We start from the raw sequence: 15866 nt of genomic DNA, 5'->3' as shown, positions 1-15866 counted from the left end.
AACGAGCCTCCAAAAACGTGGATGCCCGGGACAAGCCCGGGCATGACGATGTGGAGGCATTTGCGCCCGGCAAGGGCGCCTACGTCGCCTTCCTCGCGAACGTCGCCTTGAGATTGTCGAACAGCTCCACCTTCACGCCGTTGCGGCGCATGATGAAGCTCTGCTGGACCACCGAGAGCAGATTGTTCCAGGCCCAGTAGATCACGAGGCCCGCCGGGAAGCCGGCCAGCATGAAGGTGAAGATCAGCGGCATCCAGTTGAAGATGATCTGCTGCGTCGGATCCGGCGGCGTCGGGTTCAGCTTCATCTGGAACCACATCGTGATGCCCATGATGATCGGCCAGATACCGAGCGCGAGGTAGTGGCCGAACACGGGGATCGTGGTCGGATCGACGGGGATCAGCCCGAACAGGTTGAACAAATTGGTCGGGTCGGGCGCAGAGAGGTCCTTGATCCAACCGTAGAACGGCGCGTGCCGCATCTCGATGGTGACGAACAGCACCTTGTAGAGCGAGAAGAACACCGGGATCTGGATCACCACGGGAAGACAGCCGGCGACCGGATTGATCTTCTCCTTGCGGTAGATCTCCATCATCTCCTGCTGCTGCTTCACCTTGTCGTCAGGATAGCGCTCCTTCAGCGCCTGCAGCTGCGGCTGGATCGACTTCATCTTCGCCATCGAGGCGTAGGACTTGTTCGCCAGCGGGAAAAACAGCAGCTTCACGATCACGGTCACGAGCAGGATCGAGATGCCGAAATTGCCAAAGAAGCGGTAGAAGAAGTCGAGGCCGAGGAACATCGGCTTGGTGATGAAGTAGAACCAGCCCCAGTCGATCAAGAGATCGAAGTGGTTGAGCCCCAGCGCCTTGTTGTAGCCGCCGAGGCCGGCGAACGGGAACACGCCGACGACACCGGCTTCCTTGGCGCCCGCGAACAGACGCGCGTTTGCAGTGGCCGTGCCGCCGATCGCGACGGTGACGGGATCGAGCAGATAGTCGGTCTGGTAGGTGTGGACGTTGCCGACCGGGTTCGACGAGAAGCGCGCCTGAAGCTGCGCATTGGTGTCGGGCAGCAGCGCCGAGGCCCAGTACTTGTCGGTGATGCCGAGCCAGCCATTGGTGGCCTTGAAGTTGACCGTCTTGGCTTCGTCGATCTTCTTGTAGGCGTATTCCTGCAAGCCCTGGTCGCCGAGATAGCCGATCAGGCCTTCATGCAGGATGTAGTAGCCCGAGACCTGCGGCGCGCCGTGGCGCGAGATCAGTGCGAACGGATAGAGCGTGACCGGCGCGTTGCCGACATTGCTCACTTCGTCCTTGATGGTGAAGAGATAATGGTCGTCGACCGCGATGGTGCGGCGGAAGGTGAGGCCCTCGCCATTGTCCCATTTCAGCACCACCGGCGTCGACGGCGTCAGGCTGCCGCTGCCGTCCTGCTGCCAGACGGTCTGGGCATCAGGCATCTTCGCCGTTACGCCCGTCGCCGCCACCCAGCCGAACTCGGCGTAATAGGGCTCCGCCGTGCCCGAGGGGGAATAGAGGATGATCGGCGGCGACTTCGGGTCGACGGTTTCGCGGAATTGCACCAGCGCGATGTCGTCGATGCGGCCGCCCTTCAGCGAGATGCTGCCGGCAATCCGCGGCGTGTCGATCTTCACGCGCGGGCTGGCCGCAATCGCGGCGTCCCGGGCAACGACCGGCTGGGCCTGCTGCTGGTTCGCGGCCGGTGTCGACGGCTGAGTCGCGCCACCGGCCTGCGGCGTGGTGCCCGGCGTTGCGGACGCCGTCGGCTGCGGCGTGGATTTCTGGAGCTCGGTCTGCGCCTGCTGCTGGGCGCGTTGCTTCTCCATCTGCGGCACGTTGTAGAAATACTGCCAGGCGATCAGCACCAGGCCGGATAGAATGACGGCGAGGATGGTATTGCGATTGTCGGTCATCTCGATTGTCTCGTCATCAATCCGGTTTGCGGCTTGTCGCTGTGGCGCGATCCGGCCTCTGGCCGCGCGCCTTGGCCGGTCCTTTGGCCGTATGCCGCGCCGGCCTCGTGAATGCTATGCGCAGATCGTCGAGCATGGTCGCGAAGTCGCGCGAGAGCGCGTCCCTTCGTCCGACCAGCACATAATCATGATGGGGTTGCATCGACACCGGATCGAGCCGCTTCACCAATTCGCGAAGCCGGCGCCGGATACGATTGCGCTCGGGGGCGTTGCCGTTCTTTTTGGAAACGGTGAAGCCGATCCGGATCGGGCCGCCGTCGTCCCGGCGGCGGCTTTGCAGGACGAACGCGGGATTATTCACCCGCGCGCCATTGGCAACGGCGAGGAAATCCGCCCGCTGCCTCAGCCGATCCATGATGAAATCCCAAAAAGGGGGTCCGGCTCAGGCGCTCAGACGCTTGCGGCCGCGGGCGCGGCGGGCGGCGAGAACCTTGCGGCCGCCGGCAGTGGCGAGACGGGCACGGAAGCCGTGACGGCGCTTGCGCACCAGTTTGCTGGGTTGATAAGTCCGCTTCACGGGTTTTTCTCCGCTGACCGGGCAATTTGCCTGTAGAATTGATGGTAAAGTCCGGAAGATGCGGCCCAAAACGGGCCGTTTCCGGCCCCAAGAGAGCCGCTCCCGGTGTCGCACCGGGTCATCGCGGACAATTCGCGCGGCTTATAAGGGAGCGCCTTGTTTTCGTCAACGCCGCACAAGCGCGCGTTTCCGGTGAATATCGCTGTTTGTGCGGGGTTTTTAACCCTTGAGGTGGCGACTCGCTTTACCAGCGCTTACATCTCACCTCGGCAGATTAGCGATCCGTAATTTGACCGGACCCGGGACGGGTCGCATCCTGCGTCAGCCAAGGTCAACAGGGGCGAATTTCGTGGCAGCCACAGATCGCCAGCCGATCCAGGATCTGGATCAGCCGGACCAGCCGGCGATGCGGCCGCGTGGGTCGGGCGGGCTCGGGCTGTCAGGCAAGCTGCTGCTGCTCACCATCCCCCTGGTGATGATCGCGGCCAGCCTGCTTTACGTGCCCGCCATCGCCAACTTCTGGGTCAACCGGCTCAACGACCGGGTGGCGGCGGCCAATACGGCAGCACTGGTGCTGGATGCCGCGCCGCTTGGCATGGTTCCCGATTCGCTGTCGCGGCAGATCTTGAAGAGCATCAATGCCCGCGCCGTCGCCATCAAGATGGGCCAGCAGCGCCGGCTGCTCGCCAGCGATAACCTTCCGACAGCCATCGGGCACGACATCGACCTGCGCGACATGACGGCCTGGGACGCGATCACCGGCTCGTTCCGGATGATGCTGGAGACCGGCAACCAGGCCATCCGCATCGTTGGGCCCGGCGTCGGCAATGCCCAATTCATCGAGATCGTGACCGACGAGTTGCCGCTGCGGCAGCAGATGTACCGCTTCTCGCGCAACGTCGTGGTGGTCGCGCTGATCATCGCGGCGCTGACCGCGGGCCTCGTCTATCTCGCCCTGCATTACCTGTTCGTGCGCCCGATGCGGCGGCTCACCGCCAGCTTGGTCGGTTTCCACGAGAACCCCGAGAGCGCTGCGCGGATCATCGTGCCGAGCCAGCGCAGCGACGAGATCGGGGTGGCCGAGCGCGAATTGTCGGACATGCAGCGCGATCTGATGTCGATGCTGAATCAGAAGAGCCGGCTCGCCGCCCTCGGCCTCGCCGTCTCCAAGATCAACCATGATCTGCGCAACCTGCTGGCCTCGGCACAGCTTTTGTCGGACCAGCTCGCCAGTGTGCCGGATCCGCGGGTGCAGCGTTTTGCGCCGAAGCTGGTGCGCTCGCTCGAGCGCGCCATCGCCTTCTGCCAGTCGACGCTGTCCTATGGCCGCGCCCAGGAGGCCGCGCCCGACCGCCGCATGATCCTGATCGAGCCGGTGGTGCTGGAGGTGCGCGAGACCGCAGGGCTGGCCAGCGATGCCACGATCGCCTGGGTCGCCGCGATCGAGCGCGGGCTTGCGGTCGATGCCGATCCCGACCAGCTGTTCCGCGTGCTGCTCAACCTCGTCCGCAACGCCGCCCAGGCGCTGGAAACCCATGCCTCCTCCGGCGATGGCGGCGTGCAGCAGATCCGGATCACGGGAAAACGCGAGGGCGCCGTCGCCATCCTGGAAGTCTCCGACACCGGCCCAGGCGTTCCCCAGAAGACCCGGGAGCACCTGTTCGAGGCTTTCCAGACCTCCGGCCGCCCCGGCGGCAGCGGTCTTGGCCTTGCCATCGCGGCCGAGCTCGTCCGCGCCCATGGCGGCGACATCCACCTCGTCGAAGGCACCATCGGCGCCACCTTCCGCATCGTCATTCCCGACCGCCCCGTGGAACTGCTCTCCATCCGCAACGAGCGGGCGCGGGCGTAAGTCGGCCAGCGGCCGAGCTGAGTCCGTCATTCCGGGGCGGCGCAAGGCGCCGAACCCGGAATCCAGAGGTTTTGGGCGCGAGATTCCGCACTTCTCGCTTCGCGAGCCCCGGAATGACCATGCTGACCGTCATCTCCTTGCAAAAATCTCCCCATCCCGGACCTTGCCAACGCCGGCAAGAGCGGCTAGTCAGAGCGCTCTTTCGCACCCCTTCCGGCCCTCCGGGAGATGCGTCGCGGGTCACCCCCGCCATCGCTGTTTGCGAAAAACGCGCCCGTAGCTCAGCTGGATAGAGCATCAGACTACGAATTTGAGGGTCGGACGTTCGAATCGTTCCGGGCGCGCCATTTCCTTCCGATCTGCGATTTCATGCAAGGCGCTCGGCTCGTTTTCGCAAACGGAGTTTCGTAGGGTAAGACTGCTGAGGTCCGGCGGCCTTTCGCGTTCGCATCAGCACATGGGTCTTGGCGGCGAACGCTGCGATAGCAAACAAGCGCCGCCTCACATCGATGGATCAAGTCCGGGTCAAGCACTCGCTCAAGAACTCGATAAAGCGCTGCGTTTTCGCGGGCAGCAAACGTGTCTCGGTGACCGCGTGCACGGAAATTGGCGCAGCCTGCCATTGCGGCAGCACGCGGCGCAGCCGTCCATCCTTCAAATCCTCGGCGACGATGGCTTCCGCCAGCATGGCGATGCCCAAGTCCAATCCCGCCATGCGCCGCATCATGCCGATGCTGTTGAGCCGGAATCGGCCGCCGGCGGCGACCTCCACCGATTGCGCTCCGCGGTGCAGGGTCCAAACGTCGCCTCTCGGGAAGCAGAGACACTGATGCTTTTCCAAGTCGGCGGGTCCGCCCGGTTCTCCGGAAAGTTCGAGATAGCGCGGCGACGCGTATAGATAGCGCGGAAGCTCGGCGAGCTTGCGCGCGATCAGGGTCGAATCCGGCAACTCGCCCATGCGGATCGCCACATCGAACGGCTCGGCCACCAGATCGACGCGCCTCGGCGTAAGGTCGAACTCGAAGCTGATCCCTGGATAGCGCCGAGAGAACTCCGCCAATTTGGACGCAAGATAAGTCGTAGCGAAATCCACAGGCAGAGAAACGCGCAAGATGCCGCTCGGCTGGGCAAGCATCTCACCGAGTTGCTCATGTGCGAGTCGTGCCTCATCGACAATGCGCCTGCAACGCTCGAAATAGATCTGACCTGCTTCGGTCAGTTCGATCTTGCGTGTCGTGCGGTGCAGAAGCCGTAACCCAATCGCCTTTTCGAGGCCGCTGATCCGCCGTGACAAAGTGGAGTTGGGCACGCCGACTGTTTGGGCCGCCCGGCGGTAACTCCGCGCTTTCACGACCTCGACAAACAGCGCCATGTCGTTCAGCAGTTCCAAGTTGATTATTGCTCCATAGATGGATCAATCATTTCAGATTTATCATATTTATCCTGAAAATGGATAGCCCACCTTCCTTCTCATCCAACTCTCGAGAGGGAATTCATCCATGAAACAACAGTTCTCATCCGTTCGCGTTGGCCGCTACACGCTGCCCAACCGGCTCGTGATGGCGCCAATGACCCGTTCCCGGGCGGATGTTGCGGGCGTGCCGGGCGATCTGGCCGCCCGATACTACGCCGAGCGCGCCGGCGTCGGCCTGATCGTCACCGAAGGGACCCAGCCTTCGGACGATGGACAGGGCTATCTCACCACGCCGGGCATCTATACCGACGCGCATGCCGACGGCTGGAACAAGGTCACGTCCGCCGTGCACGAGGCGGGCGGCCACATCTTTATCCAGCTCATGCACGCCGGGCGCATGTCGCATCCCGACAACACGCCACATCATCGTCAGGGCGTTGCGCCGTCCGCTATCGCGCCGGGGACGCAAATGTTCACCGCGAAGGGCATGCAGGACATTCCCAAACCTCGCGCTCTGACGACCGAGGAAGTGCGCCAGACCGTTCAGGATTTCCGCTACTCGGCGCGCCGCGCCATCGAGGCCGGCGCCGACGGCGTCGAAATCCACGGCGCAAATGCCTATCTGGTCCATCAGTTCTTCGCGCCAAGCGCCAACACGCGGGCCGATGAATACGGTGGCTCGATCCCAAATCGGGCGCGCTTCGCCATCGAGGTGACCACCGCGATTGCCGAAGAGATCGGCGCGGACAGAACCGCCATCCGGCTGTCTCCCGGCACGACGATGTGGGGCATCGACGAAGGCGCTGAAGGGCCGGATCTTTACCGTTATCTGGTCGCTGAGCTCGACAGGCTGGGTCTCGCCTATGTGCACGTCATGCATCAAGGCAACGAGACGCTTCTGACCGACATCCGTAAGCTCTGGAAGCAGCCGCTGGTCCTGAACCGGCCGGGCCGCGCGCGCGACCGGATCGGCTCCGACGTGACTTCGGGGCTGGCCGATCTGGAAAGCTACGGCCAGATGGTCCTGGCCAATCCGGATTTCGTCGCGCGGCTGAAGGCCAATGCGCCGATGAACGAGGCAGACCGCAACACCTTCTTTGGCGGCGCTGCGCAGGGCTACGTCGATTACCCCGCTTTGAGCGCCTGAGGTTTGGCTAAAAGGAGAAACATGATGGTTTACGAGCGATTCAATGCCGACAACGCCGCCATGCTGCTGATCGACCATCAGGTCGGCACCATGAGCTGGGTTCACTCCATTCACTTTGGGGAGATGAAACGCAACGCGCTGATGTTGGCCGAGACCGCCCGCATCCTAAGGCTGCCGGTCGTGCTGACTTCCAGCATGGAGGAATATGCGCAGGGGCCGCTGCTGAGCGAACTGGGATCCATCCTGCCTGCGGCGTTCGCCGCGCGTATCAAGCGCGTTGGCATCGTCAACGCCATGGACGACGAGAACTACGCGGCGGCCGTCAGGGCGACGGGACGCAAGAAGCTCATCATCGCCGGCGTCACCAACGATGTGTGCACGGTCTTCCCGGCGCTGAGCCTGGTCCGTGATGGTTACGAGGTGCAGGTCGTCGCTGACGCTGGCGGCTCGCCGAGCAAGATGGGCGACGATATGGCCCTGCGCCGGATGGAGAAAGGCGGTGTCACGCTGACGAGCACCAATCAAGTGATCGCGGAGCTTGCAGGAAACTGGACCACGCCGGAAGGCAGCCAAATTGTGCAAGAAGTGGTGATGAAAGCTCTGCAGGCTTGAGCAAGAGAAGCGCTTCCCGCTCAGTCGGGAGGCGCTGCCGGAAACAGCAAGGTCGGGGGATCACTACCGGCCTTCTTTCACGCTCGCCGGCCCTGAAAAATCGGGAAGAGAGCTCGCCCATCAGGCGTAGCACAAGGTCGCAGGCCATCCCAGATTTGGCGATTGGAGCGCGTGATGGGCGGCAACATCATAGCGCCACGGAGAAACAATAGTGCCCATTTTCGTCGGCCGTGGCGCGCCATTTCGGTATCAAGATGTGCGTGAGGGGCCTAGTCAGCGTCAAATGACGCCGTGCTCCCTCAGCAGCGCCTGCTCGTCCCCCGACACCCATCCGAAGACCTTGGGCTCTGCGCCCAACTGCTGGACGAGGTAGTGGACGTCGAAATCAATCACGACGTCGGATTGGTTCTTGCGGACATACGTCGCTCTCCAGGCGACATGGGCGACGCAATGGTGTTCGTCCATTGGCGAGATGCGGAGTCCCCGCATGTGCATCTCCTTTGTTCCGATAGCCCGGTAGTGGGCATAGCCCTCAGCGATGACCTGCTTGAGATGCTCGTCGTTCTTCCCAGTCATCACGCCGGCCGGCGTGGCCGCGACGAACTCGGAGGCGTAGAGCGCCGCGACGTCATCCATGTCGACGTCGCCGCGCAGAGAAGCCTTGGAGATACTCTCATATCGCTCGAACAGCCTCCTGACGTTCGTCTCCATCGTCTTCATCGTCGCCTCCAACGCGTGTCGGCTCCGGAAATCTCTCCGCCGACGTCACTTTCGCAGGACCGGCTCGCCGGTGCGTGGGTTCGTCAAGGTCACGTTTTCGAGCGCCTTGATCAGCCATTTGCCGTCCCAGCGGGTCAGTACCGCTTGGATGTGTCCATGGAATGAGGTCCGGCGGGATGCCCGGCGCCAACCGTGAGACGGCTCCAGGAATGCGCGACGGCCACGCCATCGCCAATGGCGACCACATCGATCACCTCGTTTTCGAGCGTCGAGTCGCGCTAGATCGTCTCGTGGATCGGAGCGTGAAGCGCGATGATCTCATCAACGCCGCGCACAAGGGCCCGGAGCGACACCGTCGCTTTCATCTTGTCGTCGCTCGATCTGCGATCCGTGAGCCGGCAGCGCTCAGCCCACCGCGTTCTTGATCGCGGCTTCGAAGCTCTTTGCGTCGAAGGCTGGCATACTTTGGATCCGCCCCAGACCCTGGGTCGAGTACCAGACCGAGAACGCGAGCACCGCTTCCGAATTCGGGGCATCAATGATGTCGACGAAATCGTAGTAGCCCTGCGTGTAGTGGATCGACTCGATCTTGATACCCAGATTGTCGAGCTTTGCCTTGGCCTTGCCGATCCGCTCCGATTGCTTGCTCGCCCACTCCGGGCTCAGATTACCAAGCAGCACATATTTCATGGCCACCTCCACGTCATGTTGATCGTCGTGCGAGAAGGACCCAACAACCATACGCCTTCCCGCGACCCGCGTACATGCCGTTTCGTGGCGGAGGTTCCGCCAATTTGCTACGTTTTCGAAGTCATCACCTTCTGAACGATCTTCCAGGCCCCATTGACCTTTAAGCATGACAGCATGTCCGTGAAGTAACGAGGCGGAATCTGGAATTTCAACTTCAAGAGCGCGAGCTCTCTTTCGACGTCGATTGACACGATCTGGTCGTCGCGCTCGAGGCCCTGTTCTTTCGGTGCTTTCAGGTTGCGGACCGCTGCGAGCCACGCGGCAATCGGCGTCACAGCCACGTTGCCATCGTCACCGACCTTTGTGACGGAGCTCGAGGGATGGAATATGGATGCAAATTTCTCAGCATCCATTTCATAGGCCGCGTCGAAATAGGTCTGCGCCAGGGAGCGCAACGCGTGAACATCCGTGTCCATCAGTCATCCTGCAAAAATCGTTACAACGGACCGACTCGCGCGGCCCGCCTGCCGTGCCGAGAGTCTTAAGCACCCGGACTGTGCCGAAGGTGCCTCACGCTCCTTGTTGGCCGAACCTACGGCCAAGCGGCTTATGATGCTAGACCTGTTGCACGGGATAGAGTCATGAGTGATATTCATAAATCATGAGAAACGAATTGAACGAGCTGACAGCCTTTGCAGTCGTCGCGAGTGAACGAAGCTTCACGCGGGCCGCAGTAAAGCTCGGCGTGTCACAGTCTGCTCTCAGCCATACGATCCGGAGACTTGAGCAACGGCTTGAGCTACAGCTTCTTGCTCGAACAACCAAGAGTGTCGCGCCAACCGCTGCCGGGGCAGCTCTCTTGAACGACTTATCTCCGGCGCTCGAGCAGATTGATCGTGCTCTCAACAAAGCCCGAAGCATTCGTCAGCGACCTGCTGGGCGCCTTCGAATTGTAATGTCCCGGTCGGCTGCGGTGATGGTATTGCTGCCGAAGCTGACGGCATTCGTCGAGGCCTATCCTGACATCGTCCTCGACGTTGTCACCGTCACCGGCCCCGTAGACCTTGTTGCGGGCGAGTTCGATGCCGGTATTCAGCTCGGCGAGTACATTCAAAAGGATATGATCGCCGTGCGGGTCACGCCGGAATTGCGACTGGCGGTGGTTGGATCGCCTCGTTATTTCGCGTCACGACGCATTCCGCAAAAACCAAAGGATCTCAATGATCATCGCTGCATAACCTTGCGTCTTCCGAGCGGTCCATATCGATGGGAATTCGAGCAGGGACGAAAGTCGGTCACGATCAGCGTGAACGGCCCGCTCATCATCGACGATACGCACTTGGTGATTCAGGCGGTGCTCGCTGGAATTGGCATCGGGCTCGCCTATGAAGAGCAGGTCGCTGAGCACTTGGCGAAGCGTCGGCTTATCCGCGTCCTGGAGGATTGGACGCCGCCAATTCCCGGTTTCTTCATGTATTACCCCAGTCGTCAGCATCAGCCTGCTGCGCTAGCTGCACTCGTGAACGCGCTGCGACTCTCTTGACCGGAATTTGCTTCAGGCCCGCGGAATCCTGACGTTGGCCGCCTCGTCTGCGCCGAATGAGTTGCACGGCGCCCCCGGAAGCGTGAAGGCGCATGCGCGATCAGATTTCGGTCTCGCGCCTCTCCTCCAGTTCGAATTTCGAACGCGCCGCGCCGCAGCCGGCAAACCATAAGCTCAATCATCGCAAGTGCTTAGAGCCGCGCGCCGGGGCTGGCACACAATCTGCGTTTCCACCCGCATCTCACGCCTTGCGGCGGGGGGAGGACAACAAGCGAGATTGGGAGGAATGCATGAGTGGGAACAAGACCAACTCCGCACGTCGACACGAGAGTCTCGACGCGGTGGTCATCGGTACGGGCGTTGCTGGCCTTTACCAGCTCTACAAGCTGCGCGACGAGCTGGGTCTCAAGGTCAAGGCGTTCGACGCGGCAACCGGTGTAGGTGGAACATGGTACTGGAATCGCTATCCTGGCGCGCGCTTCGACTCCGAGGCCTACATCTACCAGTATCTTTTCTCCGAAGAACTCTACAAGGGCTGGAGCTGGAGCGAACGTTTCCCGGCCAACCCGAGATCGAACGCTGGCTCAATTATGTTGCCGACAAGCTCGATCTCCGCAAGGACATCCGCTTCAGCACGACGATCACCTCCGCCGTCTACAATGAGGCGACGCAGCGCTGGACGATCACGACCGACAAGGGCGAGGTCATTGACACGCAATTCCTGATCACGTGCACCGGTATGCTGTCGGCGCCACTGACGTCCGTGTTTCCCGGACAGGAGACGTTCAAGGGCAAGCTCGTTCACACCGGCCGCTGGCCGAAGCAGGATCTCGATCTTGCCGGCAAGCGCGTCGGCGTCGTCGGTAACGGGGCGACCGGCATCCAGGTGATCCAGACCATCGCAAGCGAGGTCGGCAGCCTGAAGGTGTTCGTGCGCACGCCGCAATACGTCATCCCGATGAAGAATCCGAAATACGGTCCGAAGGAGGTCGAGGCCTACAAGGCGCGCTTCAAGGAGTTCTGCGAGACGCTTCCCCACAGCTTCACCGGCTTCGAGTACGATTTCACCAACGGCAACTGGAAGGACCTGACCAGCGAGCAACGCCATGCGGTGCTGGAGAAGATCTGGGACGAGGGCTCGCTGCGGCTGTGGCTCGCATCGTTCGCAGAGATGTTCTTCGAGGAGGACGTCAGCGAGGAAATCTCCGAATTCGTCCGCAAGAAGATGCGCGCGCAACTCAAGGATCCGAAACTGTGCGAGAACTCTGATTCCGACCGACTACGGCTTCGGGACGCATCGCGTTCCGCTCGAGACCAACTATCTCGAAGCGTATCACCAGCCGAATGTCGAGCTGGTGAGCGTCAAGGACAATCCGATCGAGCGGATCACGCCCGCAGGCCTCGAGCTCGCCGATGGGACGACGTACAATTTCGACGTCATCATCCTCGCGACCGGCTTCGACGCCGGCTCGGGCGCGCTGACCCGCATCGACATCCGCGGCCGCGACGGCCGTTCGCTGAAGGACGAATGGAGCCGCGATATCCGTACCACCATGGGGTTGCAGGTCCATGGCTATCCCAACATGTTCACGACCGGAGCGCCGCTGGCACCCTCCACCGCCCTGTGCAACATGACGACGTGTCTTCAACAGCAGGTCGAGTGGATCAGCGACTGCATTGGCTATCTGCGCAAGAACGAGCTGAGCGTCATCGAGCCGACGCGGGAAGCGCAGGATGCCTGGGTCGCCCATCACGACGAGATCGCGAGCGCGACTCTCGTGACCAAGACTCACTCCTGGTACATGGGCTCCAACGTCGAGGGCAAGCCGCGCCGACTGCTGTCCTACATCGGCGGCGTCGGGACCTATCGCAAGAAGTGCGATGAAGTCGCCGCCGCCGGCTACCAGGGCTTCGCCAAGCAATAAGCACCGCGAACAGGGCCGCGCGATCCGTCGCGTGAGCGCGGCCTCGCTTTTTGCATCTCGCCAACACAGAACGGAGAAACATATGCGCAAGGAATTCACTGTCGACGCCGACGCAATCCTCAATGAGACCGTCGCGAACGGGAAGGGTGTGCCGGGCGTCGTCGCCATGGTGACGGATCGCAACGGCAACATCTACGAAGGCGCCGCAGGCAAGCGTCGGACCGACAAGCCGGAGGCGATGACGACCAATTCGAACTTCGCCATCTTCTCGACCACCAAGGCGATGACCGGCACCGCCGCACTTCAGCTGATCGAAGAGGGTCGGCTTGATCTCGATGCTCCCGCCAAGACATATGCGCCCGATCTCGGCAAGCTCCAGGTGATCGACGGCTTCGACGCCGAGGGCCAGCCCAGGCTGCGAGCGCCGAAGCGCGAGCTGACCACACGCATGCTGCTGCTGCACATCGGCGGCTTCGGCTACGATTTCTTCAACGAGAACTATTTGCGCCTGGCGACCGAGCACGGACAACCGAGCGTGATCACCTCGTCAAAAGCCTCGCTCATGACGCCGCTGCTGTTCGATCCCGGCTCGAAGTGGGAGTACGGAACGAACATCGATTGGGTGGGGCAGGTCGTCGAGGGCATTACCGGCAAACGGCTGGGCGAGGTCTTCGCCGAGCGCATCTTCAAGCCGCTCGGAATGGCGAACACGACGTTCGAGATCAACGATGCCGTCCGCAGCAAGCTTGCCGGCGTGCACGCCCGCAACGCCGACGGCTCGCTCACGCCGATGGACTTCGAGTTGCCGGCCAGCCCCGAGGTTCATATGGGCGGGCACGGCCTTTACAGCACAGTCGGAGACTACATGCGGTTCATCCGGATGTGGTTGAACGACGGCAATGGCCCGCACGGCCGCGTGCTGAAAGCGGAGACCGTGAAGATGGCGGAAAAGAACCACCTCGGCGATCTCAAGGTGACGGCGCTGCCGGGCGTGATCAAGTCGCTCTCCAACGATGCCGAGTTCTTCCGGGACAATCGAAATCGTGGGCGTTCACGTTCATGGTCAATGACGAGAAGGCACCAACGGGCCGCCCCGCGGGTGCGCTCGGCTGGGCGGGCCTGGCAAACCTGTTCTACTGGATCGACCGGCAGAATGGCTTCGGCGGCTACTGGGCAACCCAGATCCTGCCGTTCGGCGATCCGGCTTCGTTCACCGGATATATGCGTTTCGAGACCGCCTTCTACGACACCCTGCAGCGGCGCAAGGCCGCGTAAGCGCGTTGTCGGGTTAGAACATTCGGCGCGCCTTTCGGCTTCACGGCTTTCGCAGTGCGGTCGGAGGCGCGCCTGAGTTGCGCCCTGATCCGGTTGTCAGTTGCGCCTCGGCATGGAATGATTTCAAAATCAGGCGATAAAGCTTGGGGTCCCCCAACAACAAGAAGATCTTGGACCGCTCAGCGCGTCAAAGGAGGAAGCGTGTTGGGGCAGACACCGGAGGAAGCCTTTGCCAATCCAGGTATTGAACGCGCCGTCCTGACCAGCTGGGAGCGCTTCATGTCCGGGAGCGGCGCCGGCGGGCAGGTCGTTCGGCCCGCGATCAACGAGTCCTGGCGGCGGAGCCAGCAATCGGCCGTGGACTATCGGCGCTGCCAGGCGCCCCTGCCGATGAACGGCGACCGGCTGCATCGCCTGCTCGACAAGCGCACCCGCCTGGTCCACGCCGGCGCTTCGACCATGGCGCTGGCGCGCGACTACATGCTCGAAACCGGCACGGTGATGGTGCTGACCGATGCCGATGGCATCGTGTTGCGCCTGGAAGGCGATACCAGGCTCGCGCTGCGCAATGCCGTGGAGAAGACGCACCTGTTGCCCGGCAGCAATTGGAGTGAGGCGACTTGCGGCACCAACGCGATCGGCACGGCGCTGCAGACCGGCCAGGCTATTCAGGTCCATGCCACCGAACATTTCTGCTCCGGGATCCAGCGCTGGACCTGCTCGGCCTCCGTCATCCGCGATCCCATCGACGGCGCAGTCATCGGGGCCATCGACATTTCCGGGCTGTCCAATTCCTACGGGCGGCAGGCCCTCGCACTGGCGATCTCGGCGGCCGCGCGCATCGAGGCACATCTGCTTCAGATGGAGATGGACGCCCGCTACCGGCTGCTTGATCAGTGCTTGTGGATGGTGCCTGCCGCGGACCGCCACCACACGGTGCTGTTCGATAGTGCCGGGCGCCCGTTCAAGGCCAACGGCGAGATGGCGCAGATCATGCGCGACCTCGGCGCGCCACGGGGCCAGCCTGACTTTCCTCAGATCGGGACCAGCGATGACCGTCCCTGGGGTACGTCACGCCCGGCCTGGATCAAGGAGGAGTGGCTGCGGCCGGTGGTCTACCAGGGTGAACATCTCGGCACGGTCATGGTCGCGCCAAAGCCGGTGGCCGCGAGCAGGACGTGCCTGCCGCTTGCGCGCGAAGGGGCGCATGCATTCGCAAGCGTCGTCCACGGCAATGCGAGGATGCATGCGGTGGTCGAGACGTGCCGTCGCGTCGCCGCGACTTCCGCGCCCGTCCTGCTGCTCGGTGAGACCGGCGTCGGCAAGGAGATATTTGCCCAAGGCATCCATGCGGCATCGCCTCGGCGCGAACGTCCCTTCGTCGTCGTCAATTGCGGCAGCGTCTCGCGCGAACTGCTCGCCAGCGAGCTGTTCGGCTATGTGGAGGGTGCCTTCACCGGCGCGCGTCGCGGCGGCTCGGCCGGAAAGATCGAAGCCGCTTCAGGCGGAACTCTTTTCCTCGACGAGATCGGCGAATTGCCGCTCGACCTCCAGCCCATGTTGCTGCGGGCGCTGGAAAGCGGCGAGATCAACCGCATCGGCGAGACCACGACGCGCAGGGTGGACTTCCGGCTCGTCGCTGCAACCAACCGCGAGCTGCAAATCGAGGTCAATGAACGGCGCTTCCGCAAGGATCTCTACTACAGGCTGGCGGTGGTCCCGGTCGTCGTGCCTCCCTTGAAGGAGCGGCCGGATGACATTCCGATGCTGGTCGAACACTTCGTTGCTCAGGCAAGGACGCGCTATGGCCTCGGCGATCGCAGTTTCACGCCGCAGGCGCTTGCGTGCCTGCAAGGTTATGACTGGCCGGGTAACGTGCGCGAGCTGCGCAATCTGGTCGAAAGCCTGATGTTGATCGGGGACGGGGACGTGATCGAAGTTTCGAACCTGCCCGATGTCATCCCCCAGACGGAATTGCGCGCCGGAGGTGACCACGACCTGTCGCTCGCCAAATCTTCCGAGCGCGATCTCATCGCGCGCACGCTGCGCTCATGCAATGGTCATGTGGCAGCCACCGCGTCCGCGCTCGGTCTCGCCAAGAGCACCGTCTATGCCAAGCTGCGCCGCTACGGCATTCGTCCCGACCTGGGCTCCGCAAACGACCCCGCCTGAAATCAG

General features: G+C 62.5%; 12 protein-coding genes, 1 tRNA gene and 2 pseudogenes. 8 read left to right on the top strand and 7 right to left on the bottom strand.

Annotation, left to right across the window (positions count from 1 at the left end; translation table 11 throughout):
* Positions 1–79: 79 nt before the first annotated feature.
* The 3 genes from yidC to rpmH are packed head-to-tail and all read right to left on the bottom strand — an operon-like array spanning position 80 to position 2510.
* Positions 80–1933: a membrane protein insertase YidC gene (yidC, locus tag ACSKB8_RS06910; protein WP_091887309.1), complete on the bottom strand. Its 1854-nt coding sequence runs from the start codon at positions 1931–1933 to the stop codon at positions 80–82.
* Between the two features lie 16 nt (positions 1934–1949).
* A complete protein-coding gene (gene rnpA / locus ACSKB8_RS06905; protein WP_128940840.1) occupies positions 1950–2348 on the bottom strand; it encodes a ribonuclease P protein component in 399 nt (132 codons plus the stop codon).
* Between the two features lie 27 nt (positions 2349–2375).
* Entirely contained in the window at positions 2376–2510 is a 135-nt protein-coding gene (rpmH, locus tag ACSKB8_RS06900) for a 50S ribosomal protein L34 (RefSeq protein ID WP_008542748.1), read from the bottom strand.
* A gap of 349 nt (positions 2511–2859) precedes the next feature.
* Between rpmH and ACSKB8_RS06895 the strand changes: the two genes are divergently transcribed.
* The gene (locus ACSKB8_RS06895) at positions 2860–4362 is read left to right on the top strand and encodes an ATP-binding protein (protein WP_370989102.1); all 1503 of its coding nucleotides are present in this window, start codon (positions 2860–2862) and stop codon (positions 4360–4362) included.
* Positions 4363–4632: 270 nt separating this feature from the next.
* A tRNA-Arg gene (locus ACSKB8_RS06890) sits at positions 4633–4709 on the top strand.
* 167 nt (positions 4710–4876) lie between these two features.
* Here ACSKB8_RS06890 and ACSKB8_RS06885 read toward each other — a convergent pair.
* Entirely contained in the window at positions 4877–5752 is an 876-nt protein-coding gene (locus ACSKB8_RS06885; RefSeq protein ID WP_438103395.1) for a LysR family transcriptional regulator, read from the bottom strand.
* 109 nt (positions 5753–5861) lie between these two features.
* Between ACSKB8_RS06885 and ACSKB8_RS06880 the strand changes: the two genes are divergently transcribed.
* Positions 5862–6923 (top strand): alkene reductase, encoded by a 1062-nt coding sequence (locus ACSKB8_RS06880; RefSeq protein ID WP_438103394.1) that lies wholly within the window; start codon positions 5862–5864, stop codon positions 6921–6923.
* Between the two features lie 24 nt (positions 6924–6947).
* Positions 6948–7535, top strand: a complete 588-nt coding sequence (locus ACSKB8_RS06875) for an isochorismatase family protein (protein ID WP_438110444.1) — start codon at positions 6948–6950, stop codon at positions 7533–7535.
* Positions 7536–7814: 279 nt separating this feature from the next.
* Here the strand turns inward: ACSKB8_RS06875 and ACSKB8_RS06870 are convergent, their stop codons facing one another.
* From ACSKB8_RS06870 to ACSKB8_RS06860, 3 genes are all read right to left on the bottom strand, one after another.
* Entirely contained in the window at positions 7815–8246 is a 432-nt protein-coding gene (locus ACSKB8_RS06870; RefSeq protein WP_438110441.1) for a nuclear transport factor 2 family protein, read from the bottom strand.
* A gap of 414 nt (positions 8247–8660) precedes the next feature.
* Positions 8661–8945 carry a GYD domain-containing protein gene (locus ACSKB8_RS06865; RefSeq protein WP_438103393.1) on the bottom strand — a complete coding sequence of 95 codons (285 nt, stop codon included), beginning with the start codon at positions 8943–8945 and terminating at the stop codon, positions 8661–8663.
* A 107-nt stretch (positions 8946–9052) separates the two neighbouring features.
* On the bottom strand, positions 9053–9421 hold the full coding sequence (locus ACSKB8_RS06860; RefSeq protein WP_438103392.1) for a nuclear transport factor 2 family protein: 369 nt from the start codon (positions 9419–9421) through the stop codon (positions 9053–9055).
* 185 nt (positions 9422–9606) lie between these two features.
* On the opposite strand from ACSKB8_RS06860, the gene ACSKB8_RS06855 reads away from it, so the two are divergent.
* From ACSKB8_RS06855 to ACSKB8_RS06840, 4 genes and pseudogenes are all read left to right on the top strand, one after another.
* Positions 9607–10488: a LysR substrate-binding domain-containing protein gene (locus tag ACSKB8_RS06855; RefSeq protein ID WP_438103391.1), complete on the top strand. Its 882-nt coding sequence runs from the start codon at positions 9607–9609 to the stop codon at positions 10486–10488.
* 290 nt (positions 10489–10778) lie between these two features.
* Positions 10779–12413 (top strand): annotated as a pseudogene (locus ACSKB8_RS06850) (flavin-containing monooxygenase).
* 82 nt (positions 12414–12495) lie between these two features.
* Positions 12496–13688: pseudogene (locus tag ACSKB8_RS06845) on the top strand (serine hydrolase domain-containing protein).
* Positions 13689–13889: 201 nt separating this feature from the next.
* Positions 13890–15860 (top strand): sigma-54-dependent Fis family transcriptional regulator, encoded by a 1971-nt coding sequence (locus tag ACSKB8_RS06840; RefSeq protein ID WP_438103390.1) that lies wholly within the window; start codon positions 13890–13892, stop codon positions 15858–15860.
* Positions 15861–15866 lie beyond the last annotated feature (6 nt).

The sequence above is a fragment of the Bradyrhizobium sp. BR 1432 genome, from assembly GCF_051547705.1.
In the GTDB taxonomy this organism is placed as follows: Bacteria; Pseudomonadota; Alphaproteobacteria; order Rhizobiales; family Xanthobacteraceae; genus Bradyrhizobium; species Bradyrhizobium zhanjiangense.
Note: the sequence above shows the minus strand (reverse complement) of the source record. Positions and strands in the feature narration are given on the sequence as shown.